The sequence below is a fragment of the Mycobacterium vicinigordonae genome (genome assembly GCF_013466425.1).
In the GTDB taxonomy this organism is placed as follows: Bacteria; Actinomycetota; Actinomycetes; order Mycobacteriales; family Mycobacteriaceae; genus Mycobacterium; species Mycobacterium vicinigordonae.
This window is the reverse complement of record NZ_CP059165.1, coordinates 3,452,097-3,465,278: the sequence shown is the minus strand read 5'-3', so window position 1 is coordinate 3,465,278 and position 13,182 is coordinate 3,452,097. Positions and strand designations below refer to the sequence as shown.

Here is a 13,182-nt window from a genome sequence, read left to right as displayed (position 1 = left end):
TGCGGGCCGGTCGGCCGACGACGCTGCCAGCCGGGTCGTCGCGGCGTCCCGCGGTGAAAACACCACCGGCGCAAAGCCGTCCGCCTGTCACGACCACGGCCATCCGCCCGCCGGACATGGGCACTTCTACGGCGAACACGCACACGCCCATGGCGTACACGGACATGACCACGACCACCGCGAGGGCCTGCGCGGGGTGATCAAGGAGATCTTCGCCCCGCACTCCCACGACGCGGCCGCCGGCCTAGACAACGCGTTGGAGTCCAGCGCGGCCGGTATCCGCGCGGTCAAGATCAGCCTGGTGGTGCTGGGTGTCACTGCGATCGCCCAGATCGTCATCGTGATCTTGTCCGGATCGATCGCCCTGGCCGCTGACACGATCCACAATTTCGCCGACGCCCTGACCGCGGTACCCCTGTGGATCGCGTTCGCGCTGAGCACCAAGGCCGCTACGCGCCGCTACACCTACGGCTTCGGCCGGGTTGAAGACCTTGCCGGACTGTTCGTCGTCGCGATGATCGCACTCTCGGCGATCATCGCCGGCTACGAAGCCGTTCAACGCCTCATCAACCCGCATCCCGTCGAACACGTCGGCTGGGTCGCGTTGGCTGGGCTACTTGGGTTCATCGGCAACGAATGGGTTGCGCTCTACCGCATCCGTGTCGGCCGGCGCATCGGCTCGGCAGCCCTGGTCGCCGACGGGCTGCACGCACGCACCGATGGGATTACCTCCCTAGCCGTGCTGGGCGGGGCCGGTGGGATCGCCCTGGGCTTCCCACTGGCCGACCCCATCTTCGGTCTGGTGATCACCGTGGCCATCCTGACGGTGCTGCGCACCGCGGCACGAGATGTGTTCCGCCGCTTGATGGATGGCGTCGACCCCGAGTTCATCGATACCGCCGAAACCGCGCTGGCCGCCCGCCCCGGAGTGCGGTCAGTCCGTAGCGTGCGAATGCGCTGGATCGGCCACTGCTTGCACGCCGACGCCGAACTCGACATCGACCCCACCCTCAGCCTCGCCGAGGCCCACCACATCGCCCATGGCGCCGAACACGATCTCGTCCACGTGGTACCCAAATTGGCTACCGCCATGATCCACGCGTACCCCGCCGACGACGACAACCCCGCCGAACTCTTCCCACAGTCAGATTTGACGGCCACCACACTCCAAACACGCCGGCGTTGGCTCCGCCGAGTGCTAAAGCTGCAGTAATCCAACCCATTTCCCGCCGATGCCACTCAGAGATCGAGGACGATGCGCAGTGCCGCATCAATGCGGCGCATCTCGTCGAAGCTCACGAACCCGGCACTCGTGCGAGCCGGCTCGCGTCATCGCCGCAGCCTGCTCGGCGTGTGCTTTGCCCCCGCGCGGGGAATGAGTCAACGTCGCGCCGCGGGGCCGATTCCGTACTGACGAATCGAGGCCCAGCAACACCACAGCCATGGCGGCAAAACCGGCGGCCTTGGCGGTGAACAGGTTTGGATTGGCGTCAGTCATCGCGAGCCGCACGCCCGTGAAGGCGATGGCCGACCAGTAGGCCATTTTTGGGTGCTCCCAGGCACTTTCGTTCACAGGTGCGACTACTGCAATTGGGCGCCGTCGACCGGACCATGCCATAGCATTCTGCATCGCTGAGCGCCTGCAACCTCAGTCGTTGCCAAGTTCACCCGGGCAAGCCGGACTTGGGTGCCTCGAAAAAGTTTCGCAGAGCGGATTGGTCGCCGGTGATGTCGACGCTTGCGGCGATGTCGTCAAGTGACAACAAGCCCGCCGCGAGTCCAAGCACAAGCTGTGCCTCGGCAGTCAGCACGGCGTCAAGCTGACGTCCGTCGGGGCGGTCGACGGCGATGCCACTCTCTGTGCCGCGCAGTTGGACCATGACGCCGTCCACCTTGACTCCCACGGCTACGGAACGATCAACGGGCTTACGCCCGGAAAAGAGCGCGGGGAGTGCCACCAAGAGTCCGTCTGGACGGAATCCATCGCCTTCGGGTCCGCGGATCATCAGCGGCGTCGACCAGCGGATCAGCGAGTTAATGGGCTCGCGCAGCTGGGCGCCCCAAGGGGTAAGGGCGTAGGTGATCGCGTTCGCGTCGTCGGACAAGCGCCGCTCGATCACACCAGCAGCTTCCAGGTCTCGGAGCCGATCCGTCAGCAGATTCGTCGCAATGCCCGGCAACCCGTCCCGCAGCGCCCCGAACCGCGCAGGCGCCATCAATAGCTCGCGGACAATCAACAGATTCCACCGGTCGCCCACCACATCCAGGGCTCGGGCAAGTCCGCAGTACTGACCGTAGTCTCGACTCATCCCACATCCACTTGCTAATTTAAAGCACACTTGCTTATATCAGTTTACACGTCAAGGAGGTGAAGATGACACTGGCACAAAGGCCCGCCTGGGTCGATGACGAGTTGTTCCCATTCGAGAGCCGATTCGTCGACATCGACGGGCACAGCATCCACTACGTGGATGAAGGCGCGGGCCCGACGCTGCTCTTCCTCCACGGCAACCCGACCTGGTCGTTCGACTACAGCAGCGTCATCGCATCGTTACGTAATGAATTCCGTTGCATCGCAGTTGATTACCCGGGGTTCGGGCTGTCGGTAGCAGCGCCTGGATACCGGTATCTGCCAGCCGAACATGCGGAGGTAATCGGCAGGTTCGTGGACGCGCTGGTCCTGAACGGGGTAACGCTAGTCGCGCACGACTGGGGTGGCCCGATTGGGTTGGCGGCGGTGCAACAACGCCTCGATATCGTTGACCGGTTGGTACTGACCAACACCTGGGCATGGCCGGCCGGCGCCCCGCTCGTGCAGCTCATGTCCCACGTCATGGGCAGCCCAATCGGACGGCTGCTGATTCGCCAGCTCAACCTCTTCGTCAACGTCATGATCCCCGTCGGGCACCGCCTGACCAAGCCCACCACCAAGCAGATGGCCCACTACCAAAAGGCCCTCGACAGCCCTGCACGGCGAGAAGCCTCTGCCGTCTTCCCCCGCGAAATCACCGCCAGCCGTGCCTTTCTCGCTGATGTCGCGGAGGGGTTAACCGACATCGCTGCGTTGCCGACGCTGATCATCTGGGGCGACGCCGACTTCGCTTTCGGCAACGATGAACTGCAACGATGGGAGCAGACTTTCGCCGATCACCAGACCGTCACTATCAAAGGTGCTGGTCACTTCGTCCCCTCCGATGCGCCCGAACAATTCGCCGCGGCAATCCGCGACTGGCATGGGCCGTCGTCATAATGTGCGCCCACCCGACTGTTCGGCACAGCGCAACGCGCGGCAAAGCCGGGATTCTGGGCGCGGTGTACGTCGCAGTCCTTGCAATCAACCTCGACGTCACGATCGTCAACGTCGCCCTGCCCAGCATGGCGACCCAACTCCACGCCGACACCCGAGCCCTAGGCCGCAGCCGCCGCGGGCATCATTGTGCTACCCGGTCGGCGATTCCAACCGCCGCCCGCGACGACAACTGTCGGGCGATTCGGCAGTCAGATGGCGACTAAACCGCATAGCTAAGTGCGGCTTGATCGAGCCAGTAGGAACATGAGTCGGAACCTGCCGATCTCGACCTCGTCACCGTTGTGTAGCTGCGTCGTCTGGACTAGTTCACCGTTGACGTATGTGCCGTTGAGACTGCCAACATCAACGAGGCGAAATTCGGTGCCATCACAATGAAATTCGGCGTGGTGACGGCTCACGGTTTCGTCGTCGAGATAGATGTCGCTGGCAGGATGACTGCCGGCGGAGGTCGCCGGTTGGTTGAGCAGGAATCGAGAGCCAGCGTTGGGTCCGCGTTTGACTACGAGTATTCCTGTGCCGCTTGGCACCTCGTCCGCGGCGTCCAGTGGCGCCACCTTTCACCTCCTGATCGGGACAGGTGATCTCTGTTTCCGGACGTATCGCGTCGGAGCGTTCTCGCCCGCCTCGCTGAATATCGCGAGCGCCCTTTAGCGTGCGGTGCAACGCCGCTGGCGCCGTGCGTTCGAGGCCTTTCGCGGCCGGGCGGGTGAACTGAAACAAGAGCTGACGACTGTCGGCTCCCACTTTGTTGCGAGCGAATACGTTGTACCGCATGGCCCTGCGCCCTAATTACCAGACGCCTGTTGGGCCAGTTGGCCCATGATGACGATCCCGCGCACGACGTGGGCCGCGAGCGCCGCAGCATCGGTCTCGAGATGCTCAGACAGGTTGGCGGTCAGCGCGAGGGTTGCGAAACCATGGGACGCAGACCAGCCTGCCAACACCAAACCTCGCACGTCCTCTTCGCTGACCGCGCCTGGTTGGTAGGCCTCGAGACTCAATCTGGCGCTGCCGTAGAGCACCTCGAAAGCGGCGGTCCTCGCCGCCACCAGAGCTTCGTTGTCGCCGTGGTACAGCTTGGGCCGGAACATCACTTCGAAGTGGCCGCGGTGGGTAAGCGCGAACTCGATGTAGCTCTGGCCGCCGCGGACGAATCCGTCGGGCCCGTCGGCGGCGGCTCCGATCATCTGCGCGGCGAGCTGAAATCCCTCGGTGGCCACCGCCGTGAAAATGCCCGCCTTATCGCCGAACTTATATGCCAGCGCGGCGTGCGAAACACCGGCCCTCCTCGCGATGCGCCGCATGCTTACTGCCGCTACTCCAACGGTCTCCACTTCTTCCACGGCCCCATCGATGCCTGCCCGTTCGAGGTGCCCGTGGTGGTAGGTCCTCGGTGGGTCGGTCGGCATGACGATGGAGTCTAGCCGACTATCTGACCATTGATAAGTTTGGCGCCATGGTGCAGTCTTACCAGTGGATGGAAATTGGCCACTGGTAAGACTCCGGGAATGGCAAGAGCTCATGAGCAATACGATCGAGGCAAGCGCGGAAAGGACTTCAAAGCGCGCCGCGCAGTGGGCCGGCACGCTCGGAGTTGCAGTTCCAGCGGCCGCAATACCCGTCTATCCGATCTGGTCGGTGCCGCAGACCCATGCGTCGGGTGCGAGCCTGGCAGTCTGGGCGTCCGCACACCACGACCGGTTGGTCGTCACCCAGGTGCTCTATACCGTCGGCGTCGCATGCTGGTTCGTCTTCGGCGCCGCGGTTTCGACATATCTGCGCAACCGACTTCCAGCCGGATCGCCTTTGGCGGCCGGGTTCGGCGGCGGACTCGTCGGGCTCATCACGCTCATCCTCGCCGGGTTCACCGCGTTCGATATCTTGCTGTACCGACCACGCAGTGCTGAGTTGTCGGCGCTGCTCTACGACCTCACCTTCGGGCTCTTGGCGATGTCGGGGATCCCCACCGTAGTGGCATTGGGATCGTTCGCGATCGCGGTCTACCGGCACCGGGTCCTCCCCCGTTCGACCGCACACCTGGCCGCCCTCGCCGCAGTGGGACACGTCCTACTCCTCGTCGCGTTCATCGCACCCGCAGGTCCGCTCTCGCTCGAAGGATCTCTGGTCGTCTGGGGCATCCCAATGCTGTTTTTTGGCTGGATCGGTCACACTGCGCAGGCGATCACTTCCAAGTCCAAAGTGACTGCAATCGATTCCGGGTAACTTCTGCCGGTTAAACCGAGGTGGCCGGGAGTCCAGGGTGCTGCCAAGTTCCAGCGATAATGCGTCGGTGGACTTCGCGATGCGATTCGACCGCTGGTATCGCTTCATCGCGGCGGTCCTGGGCGCCGGTCCCAAGCGGACGACAATCCGCGTAGGCGACGTCACGCTGACGATCGAACACGGTTGGATATTTCGAATTGAAGTTCCGCTCAAGGATATTCGGTCTGCCCGCCGGATATCCATGCGCCCACTGGCGTGGGGTGTCCATCCGATGGGGGACGCGTGGATGGTCAACGGGTCTCGAGATGGCTTCGTTGAACTCAAGTTCTCGCGCCCTGTCACCTCGAAGTCCGTGCAGCGGATCAGTTCCACCTGGGGCGAAGTTCGGTGTCTCTATCTCAGCCTCGTCGACCCGGATGGCTTCGTCGAGGCTGTGAAAGAAGCTTCGTCCGGAAAATAAACAGCCCAAACTGCGTAGGCTATGCTGTATATATGGCGATTAGTGCTTCCGCCGAAGCCGCGGCTACGAGCTTGCGTGTCCTGTTCAGCAGGTTGCGTACGCGACTGCGGGAAGTTGGCGCCGAAACGGACCTGACACCGTCGCAAACGTCGGTGCTTATCCGGCTCTACAAGAACGGTCCGGCATCGACCAGCGAACTGGCCGGTGCGGAACGCGTCCGCCCGCAGTCGATGACGGCGACCCTGGCGGGTCTTGATCGGCTTGGGTATCTCGCACGCTCACCTGACCCGGAGGACGGCCGGCGCCAGGTGATCACGTTGACCGAATCGGGGCGGACCCGGGCTGCGCACCGCCGCCGGGCACGTGAGGAGTGGCTGGCCAAGGCGATGCAGGACCGATATACCGAGGCCGAACGTCGCACCATAAACGACGCGTTGACCCTGTTGGAACGAATCACCGAATAGCGAGAGGTTCTAAATAACAATGAAATTCGGCGTTCACTACATTGATTTCCTGCCCGGGTCACCCGAAAAGTTGGGCCCAATGCTCGCTGCCGCGGTGACCGCAGCCGAGGAAGGTGGCGTGGACATGTTCACACTGGCCGACCACTTCTTTCAGATGGAGAACCTCGGACGTGCCGACGACCCGTTTCTGGAGGGGTATACCTCGATGGGCTACCTCGCGGCCTTGACCAAAAGCATCACACTGGCGATGTTGGTCACCGGGGTGACGTACCGCTACCCGGGTGTACTAGCCAAGACCGTGACCACATTGGACGTATTGTCCAGCGGCCGTGCGATGTTCGGTATCGGAGCAGCCTGGTATGACCGCGAACACCATGCGCTGGGAATACCGTATCCGCCGCTCAAGGACCGGTTCGAGATGCTCGAAGAGACACTCCAGATCTGCCTACAGATGTGGAGCGAGAACGACGGGGCCTACGAGGGCAAGCACTATCGGCTCGCCGAAACCATCTGCCAGCCACAGCCCATCCGTCGTCCTCCCATCCTCATCGGTGGGGGCGGTGAGAAGAAAACGTTGCGCCTGGTCGCCCAGTACGCCGACGTCTGGAACGGCACCTCCCCGCTGGAAGAACTCCCGCGCAAGCTCGACGTGCTTCGCCGGCATTGCGACACGGTCGGCCGCAATTTCTCCGAGATCAGGCTCACCGCAGGGTATTTCGTCGATCCGTTTGCAGATGTCGACGAATACTTGCGGGTGCTTGACCGATACGCGGCACTGGGTATCGACACGATCAACACCGCACCGTTGCCGGGCAACCCCGATCCGTCGGGCTGGGTCAAGCGGCTGTGCGACGAGGTGATTCCACGGCAGAGCGGTTAGTCACACCGTGGCTTCTGGAGGCGTACGCCGTCGCCTCGTGCCGGTGAGCTAGCCAGCACACATTTCGACACGGCGCGGGCCGGGGCGCACACTTGTCGAATGCAAATAGGTGATCTCAACGCCGTCGCAATGACGGCCGCGTCCCGGTCCGAGCCAAGCCCGCGTCCGTCGTCGATGTCACCGGGTCCGGCGTGAAGGCGGAAAGTGTCGCGCCCGACCCGCGGCGCCCGCTAAATGGTCTCTCGGACGCTCGCGCGTTCTTTCACACCAATAAGGTGCCGCTGTACTTCATCTCCCCCACCCCGTTCAACCTGCTGGGTATCGACCGCTGGATACGAAACTTCTTCTACCTGACCTACTTTGAATCGTTCGAGGGCAACCACTCTCGCGTCTTCGTCCCGCGGCGGCGCGACCGCATCGATTTCGGGTCCATGGGTGATGTGTGCAACCACCTGCTGCGTGATTCGGAAACGCTTGAGTTCATCGCAAGCCGAGGGCCCGGCGGCAAGGCCTGCTTTGTGATGCTGGAGGAGGAAACCGAGGCCTTAGCGCGCCAGGCCGGCCTCGAGGTCATGCATCCCCCGGCGGATCTGCGCCACCGCTTGGGCTCCAAGATCGTGATGACGCGCCTGGCCGACGAGGCGGGTGTGCCCAGTGTGCCGCACGCCATCGGGCGGGTCGGTTCCTACCAGGACCTGTTAGCGCTCGCGCAGAATGCCGAGCTGGGAGAAGACCTCGTCGTCGAGGCCGCCTACGGCAACGCCGGCAGCGGCACCTTCTTCGTCCGCGGTCAAGGCGACTGGGATCGACAGGCGAGCGCGCTCACCAGTCAGCAGGAAATCAAGGTCATGAGGCGGATCCGCAACGTCGAGGTATGCATCGAAGGCGTCGTGACACGTCACGGCACGGTGATCGGGCCGGCGATGACCAGCCTTGTCGGATACACGGAGCTGACACCCCTCAAGGGCAGCTGGTGTGGCAACGACATCTGGCGCGACGTGCTGCCCCCGGACAAAACGCGCGCCGCGCGGCAAATGGTGGGCAAGCTGGGCGACATCCTGAGCCGCGAGGGCTACCGCGGGTACTTCGAGGTGGACCTTCTGCACGACTTGGATTCCGACCAGCTTTACCTAGGCGAGGTGAACCCGCGGATCAGCGGCGCCAGCCCGATGACGAACCTGACGACCGAGGCGTACGCCGACATGCCGCTGTTTCTGTTTCACCTGCTCGAGTACATGGACGTGGAGTACGAGCTTGAGATCGACGAGATCAACTCGCGTTGGGAGCGCGGCTACGGCGAGGACGAGGTATGGGGCCAGGTGATAATTGCCGAAACCTCGCCGGACGTAGAGATCTTCACCGCGACGCCACGCACCGGCGTGTGGCGCATCGACGACGACGGCCGGGTTTCCTTCGCGCGCACCGCCAATGACTGGGCCACGCTGCTCGACGGGTCCGAGGCGTTCTACATGCGTGTCGCGGCGCCGGGCGATTTGCGTACAGAGGGTGCCCAGCTTGGCGTTCTCGTTACCCGAGGGCACCTGCAGACCGACGACTATCAGCTCACCGATCGTTGTCGGCGCTGGGTCAAGGGGATGAAGGCAAAGTTCGCGTCGACTCCCCTGGCGCCGGCTGCACCGATCGTGTCGCGGCTCGTCGCACGAGCCTGAGCAGCGACTAAATGAGCCCCGTTCCGGCTGGCATCTCCCTGGACAATTGGCTTTCGGCGCCCTATGCGCAATGGTCGTTCCAGCACGTCGACGACTTTGTCCCCACCGCCGTGATCTCCCGCGGGACCGAGCGAGTCGCAGCGCTGCCAACCGCCCCTTCCGCGCTGGCTGACATCTCGCTGACCGATTCCGCCGGGGCGAGGACCACGGTAGGCGCGGTGCTGGCCGCCACCGTGACCGACGGGTGGGCCGTCGCCCATCGAGGATCGCTAGTGGCAGAAGAATACCTCAACGGCATGGAGTCCCAGACGCGACATCTGCTGTTCTCGGTAAGCAAATCCCTGGTGGCGGCCGTCGCCGGAGCACTGCACGGGGTCGGTGCGATAGAACTTGACGCGCCGGTGACCGCTTTCGTTCCGGCGTTGGGCGGCTGCGGCTACGACGGCGCGACAGTGCGCCACCTGCTGGACATGCGGTCGGGCATCGCTTTCTCCGAGGATTACCGAGACCCCGCGGCAGAAATTCACTTGCTCGATCAGGCGATGGGGTGGGCGACCCGACGCGGCCCGAATGTCCCGGCCACGCTGCGCGACTTCTTGCTGACCTTGCGGCGAAAGTCTGCGCACGGTGGCCCGTTCGAATACCGCTCGTGTGAAACCGACGTCTTGGGCTGGATCTGCGAGGCCGCTGCCGCCCAGCGGATGCCCGAGCTGATGTCGGAACTGCTGTGGAGCCGCCTCGGTGCTCGGTGTGACGCGACCATTGGAGTCGACGCCGCGGGTACCGGATTCTTCGACGGCGGCATCAGCGCCTGCTTGACAGACATGATCCGGTTCGGGTCGCTGTTCTTATGCGACGGTGTCTCGCTGACCGATCAGCAGGTGGTCCCTGAGGAGTGGATCGCCGACACCCTCGCCGGTGGACCCGACTCGCGTCAGGCGTTCGCCGCCAGTCCTGACGACACTGAGATGCCCGGCGGGATGTATCGCAACCAGATGTGGTTTCCCTACCCCGGCCACAACGTGGTGTTATGCGTGGGCATGTGCGGTCAGCTCATCTACATCAATCGTGCGGCCGACCTGGTCGCCGCGAAGCTGTCCGCTCAAGCCCAATCCGAAGACCCGCACCCGCTCTCGGACACGTTGCGCGCGTTCGACGCAGTAGCGCGCGAGTTCACCGGCATCCGTTGAGCCGAGATGCGGGCACAGGGGCGCGGGAAGCGGCGCGGCGATTGGCTGTAGCGTTGCGGCCGTGAATTCCTTCCGGGTGTGTTCCGCAGTCACGTTCGCGACGGCGGCAATCGTTCTGCCGTTCGCCGCGCCCGGCCCGGCGAACGCCGCTGCCACATGTCCCACCGCGGCAGCGCCGAGCGGCGGGACGCCTGACTGGACGCTGACCGGTACTACGGGCAGCGTCGCGGTCACCGGATCCACCGATACGACGGCTCCCCGGGTAACCGTCACCGGACCGTTCAGCGTGAGCCAGACCCAGGTGCAGACCCTGCACGCTGGTGACGGTCCCGTCGTCCCAGCCACGGCCCGGGTGTCTGTGTGCTACATGGGCGTCAACGGACGCGATGGGTCGGTATTCGACAGCAGCTACGAACGGGGTGCTCCGGTTGCCTTCCCGCTCACCGGGGTGGTCCCGGGATTCCAGAAAGCCATCGCCGGGCAGAAGGTCGGGTCCACCGTTGCCGTGGCAATGACGCCGGCGGACGGCTACCCGGAGGGCCAGCCGAGCGCCGGTATCCGTCCAGGCGACTCCCTGGTCTTCGCGATCAAGATCCTCGACGCCTCGAACTGAACCGCGGCAACCTCAGCATCGCGAACGGCGAAGACCACAGCCGACGATCACGTCCGGATCCGCCTTGCTGCTCAGCCAGCCGATCCCTGCCGGTGCGCTTGCCGTAAATTCGCATGAGTCTGCTCAGAAGGACTGCCAGAAGCCAGGTCAGCGAGTCGGCGACCACCTTATCCTTACCTCGTGTCCTGGTATGTGGACCCGCAGCCGTCGGCGCGGCGCTGGCATCTGATCGGCTTGATCGGCTTCCTCGGCATGCTCGGCATCTACGCTGTGGCCGCAGCCCGTTATGACGTCGCAAAGCACGACACACGACTGCACTGGTTGCTTGGTGCCGCAGCAGCCTTCGGCCTGTTCGGGGCGCTAATCGGGTGGCTGCGCGGTTGGCAGGACCGTCGATCTCTGCTGATCTCGTGGCCTTTGATAGCGCTCGTCACCACGCTGGTCGTTGGATTGGTGCAGCCCTATGCCACCCGGGACTACCCCGGCACCATCACAATCAACTTCGCTTACCTCGGCCTGACGCGGCCTCGCTGGCGCTCGCTCGGTCTGCTGCCGCTCGCGGTACCGGCGCTGGTCATAGGCGGCCAGAGGCAACTACCCGGTGCGCTGCCTAACGTGATCCTGACGGCGATCATGTGGATCCTGGTCGCCGAAGTGCCTGCCTGGCTCATCGCGCAGTTGGAACAGCAAAGCGTATTGCTGCGCAAGGTCGCGCAGACAGACGCGCTTACCCAACTCCTGGACCGGAGCACGCTGGGGCCGCGGCTTTCGATGCATGCCGGCGAATCGACCGTGGTGCTGCTCGATCTTGACAACTTCAAGCGCTACAACGACCGCTATGGTCACGAAGCCGGCGACGAGCTTCTGGTGGCATTCGCCGACGCACTGCGGTGGTCGGTTCGCAGAGACGACGTGGTGTTTCGCATCGGCGGCGACGAGTTCCTGCTGATGCTCGTCGATGCCGACCGGGAACAGGCTGAGCAGGTCGTCGAACGACTTCGTGCGCATTGGGCGGAAGTGGGTGGCAGCGTCGGCTTCAGTGCCGGGATTGCCGCTGGCGAGCGGGACGTGTTACGGCTCGCCGACGAACACATGTACGCGGCCAAGCGGTCCCGCAGTCTGAGCACCGACTAGCTAATGACCCGGAAGCGCTTGATCCGCGAAGTCGTCCCGGATACCAATTCGATTCGGCTCCTTGGTAATTCAAGGTGCGCGGCCAGCACTTTGAGCACCGCGTCGTTGGCCTTGCCGTCGATGGCCCGCTCGCGGACGTAGATGGTCAGCTTGCCCTCCGAGTCCACCTCGACGAGGGGACCCTTGCGGCTGCCTGGCTTGACTTTGACGACGACGGTGTCCGTCATATTAGGAGAGGCTAGTCGTCACGGAGCAGCTTGATGCCGACGCGGTTAGGCTGGCGAAGTATCGAGGGACGGGAGCAGTCGGTGACATCTTCAGGTTCAGCGCGTTCCGAAGGCGACAGCTGGGATCTCGCCTCCAGCGTGGGAGCGACCGCGACGATGGTGGCGGCGTCCCGCGCGTTGGCGTCCAGCGAACCGGATCCACTTCTGGATGATCCATTCGCCGAACCGCTGGTGCGCGCCGTAGGACATCCGTTCTTCGTCCGGATGCTCGACGGCGAGATCCCGCTCGAAGACTCCGAAATGCCGTTCACCTATCAGCAGCGACGTGAGCAGATCACCGCGCGCACTCGGTACTTCGACGACTTCTTCCGCGCCGCGACGGAGGCCGGCATCCGTCAAGCCGTCATCTTGGCCGCTGGGCTCGATGCCCGGGCATACCGTCTGGACTGGCCCGCGGGCACCGTGGTGTTCGAGGTCGATCAGCCCGACGTCATTAACTTCAAGAGCGTCACCCTGGCCCAGATCGGCGCCGAACCGACCGCCGAGCGCCGCCCGGTTGGCGTTGACTTGCGCGAAGACTGGCCGGAGGCGTTGCGCGACAACATGTTCGACGCGTCAGAACCCACCGCGTGGATCGCCGAGGGGCTGCTGCCCTATCTGCCCCCGGACGCCCAAGACCGGCTACTCGACAACATCACCGCACTGAGTGCACCGGCCAGCCGCATCGCGACGGAGAACATCACCGACATGAGTGTGTTCACTGACGAGCGTGCGCGAGCCATGCGAAGCGGCTGGCGCAAGCACGGACTGGACATTGACGTCGCCGAACTGGTGTGGCTCGGCCCGCGGCGGCCAGCCGGCGACTACCTGGAGGCCGGCGGCTGGACAGTGACCCGCTACCCCACCGAACAGGTCTACGCCAAGTACGGCTTCGAGATGCCAGACAACGAGAACCTCGCTATGTTCCGCGGCGCGGTCGGCTACCTCAGCGCCGAATTGAGTTGATCGCGC

16 protein-coding genes and 1 pseudogene are annotated in these 13,182 nt (G+C 64.0%); 12 read left to right on the top strand and 5 right to left on the bottom strand.

What is annotated here, in order from left to right:
- Positions 1 to 208 precede the first annotated feature (208 nt).
- Positions 209 to 1,213, top strand: a complete 1,005-nt coding sequence (locus H0P51_RS15710) for a cation diffusion facilitator family transporter (protein ID WP_425489057.1) — start codon at positions 209 to 211, stop codon at positions 1,211 to 1,213.
- 57 nt (positions 1,214 to 1,270) lie between these two features.
- On the opposite strand, the gene H0P51_RS15705 is transcribed toward H0P51_RS15710, so the two are convergent.
- Both H0P51_RS15705 and H0P51_RS15700 read right to left on the bottom strand, forming a co-directional pair.
- Positions 1,271 to 1,543 carry a hypothetical protein gene (locus H0P51_RS15705; RefSeq protein WP_180913737.1) on the bottom strand — a complete coding sequence of 91 codons (273 nt, stop codon included), beginning with the start codon at positions 1,541 to 1,543 and terminating at the stop codon, positions 1,271 to 1,273.
- Between the two features lie 121 nt (positions 1,544 to 1,664).
- Positions 1,665 to 2,309, bottom strand: coding sequence for a winged helix-turn-helix transcriptional regulator (locus tag H0P51_RS15700; protein ID WP_180913736.1), 645 nt, complete (start codon positions 2,307 to 2,309; stop codon positions 1,665 to 1,667).
- Positions 2,310 to 2,374: 65 nt separating this feature from the next.
- Here H0P51_RS15700 and H0P51_RS15695 point away from each other — a divergent pair, with 65 nt between their 5' ends.
- A complete protein-coding gene (locus tag H0P51_RS15695) occupies positions 2,375 to 3,250 on the top strand; it encodes an alpha/beta fold hydrolase (RefSeq protein WP_180913735.1) in 876 nt (291 codons plus the stop codon).
- 62 nt (positions 3,251 to 3,312) lie between these two features.
- Entirely contained in the window at positions 3,313 to 3,513 is a 201-nt protein-coding gene (locus H0P51_RS28250; RefSeq protein ID WP_213016696.1) for a hypothetical protein, read from the top strand.
- A gap of 9 nt (positions 3,514 to 3,522) precedes the next feature.
- Here H0P51_RS28250 and H0P51_RS15685 read toward each other — a convergent pair.
- Both H0P51_RS15685 and H0P51_RS15680 read right to left on the bottom strand, forming a co-directional pair.
- Positions 3,523 to 3,828 (bottom strand): annotated as a pseudogene (locus H0P51_RS15685) (FHA domain-containing protein); the annotation flags it as partial.
- A 267-nt stretch (positions 3,829 to 4,095) separates the two neighbouring features.
- Entirely contained in the window at positions 4,096 to 4,719 is a 624-nt protein-coding gene (locus H0P51_RS15680) for a TetR/AcrR family transcriptional regulator (RefSeq protein ID WP_180913733.1), read from the bottom strand.
- Positions 4,720 to 4,831: 112 nt separating this feature from the next.
- Here H0P51_RS15680 and H0P51_RS15675 point away from each other — a divergent pair, with 112 nt between their 5' ends.
- From H0P51_RS15675 to H0P51_RS15640, 8 genes are all read left to right on the top strand, one after another.
- Positions 4,832 to 5,533, top strand: coding sequence for a hypothetical protein (locus H0P51_RS15675; protein ID WP_180913732.1), 702 nt, complete (start codon positions 4,832 to 4,834; stop codon positions 5,531 to 5,533).
- Positions 5,534 to 5,600: 67 nt separating this feature from the next.
- On the top strand, positions 5,601 to 5,993 hold the full coding sequence (locus tag H0P51_RS15670) for a hypothetical protein (RefSeq protein ID WP_180913731.1): 393 nt from the start codon (positions 5,601 to 5,603) through the stop codon (positions 5,991 to 5,993).
- Between the two features lie 32 nt (positions 5,994 to 6,025).
- Entirely contained in the window at positions 6,026 to 6,457 is a 432-nt protein-coding gene (locus tag H0P51_RS15665) for a MarR family winged helix-turn-helix transcriptional regulator (protein ID WP_180913730.1), read from the top strand.
- Between the two features lie 19 nt (positions 6,458 to 6,476).
- Positions 6,477 to 7,337, top strand: coding sequence for an LLM class F420-dependent oxidoreductase (locus H0P51_RS15660; RefSeq protein ID WP_180913729.1), 861 nt, complete (start codon positions 6,477 to 6,479; stop codon positions 7,335 to 7,337).
- Between the two features lie 191 nt (positions 7,338 to 7,528).
- The gene (locus H0P51_RS15655; RefSeq protein WP_180913728.1) at positions 7,529 to 9,007 is read left to right on the top strand and encodes a biotin carboxylase; all 1,479 of its coding nucleotides are present in this window, start codon (positions 7,529 to 7,531) and stop codon (positions 9,005 to 9,007) included.
- A gap of 11 nt (positions 9,008 to 9,018) precedes the next feature.
- Positions 9,019 to 10,197, top strand: a complete 1,179-nt coding sequence (locus H0P51_RS15650; RefSeq protein WP_180913727.1) for a serine hydrolase domain-containing protein — start codon at positions 9,019 to 9,021, stop codon at positions 10,195 to 10,197.
- A gap of 61 nt (positions 10,198 to 10,258) precedes the next feature.
- Positions 10,259 to 10,810 carry an FKBP-type peptidyl-prolyl cis-trans isomerase gene (locus tag H0P51_RS15645; protein ID WP_180913726.1) on the top strand — a complete coding sequence of 184 codons (552 nt, stop codon included), beginning with the start codon at positions 10,259 to 10,261 and terminating at the stop codon, positions 10,808 to 10,810.
- A gap of 180 nt (positions 10,811 to 10,990) precedes the next feature.
- Positions 10,991 to 11,944 (top strand): GGDEF domain-containing protein, encoded by a 954-nt coding sequence (locus H0P51_RS15640; RefSeq protein ID WP_246397986.1) that lies wholly within the window; start codon positions 10,991 to 10,993, stop codon positions 11,942 to 11,944.
- Here the strand turns inward: H0P51_RS15640 and H0P51_RS15635 are convergent.
- Entirely contained in the window at positions 11,941 to 12,171 is a 231-nt protein-coding gene (locus H0P51_RS15635; RefSeq protein ID WP_180913725.1) for a DUF167 domain-containing protein, read from the bottom strand. The genes H0P51_RS15640 and H0P51_RS15635 overlap by 4 nt on opposite strands.
- 81 nt (positions 12,172 to 12,252) lie before the next feature.
- Between H0P51_RS15635 and H0P51_RS15630 the strand changes: the two genes are divergently transcribed.
- Positions 12,253 to 13,176 (top strand): class I SAM-dependent methyltransferase, encoded by a 924-nt coding sequence (locus tag H0P51_RS15630; protein WP_180918994.1) that lies wholly within the window; start codon positions 12,253 to 12,255, stop codon positions 13,174 to 13,176.
- Positions 13,177 to 13,182 lie beyond the last annotated feature (6 nt).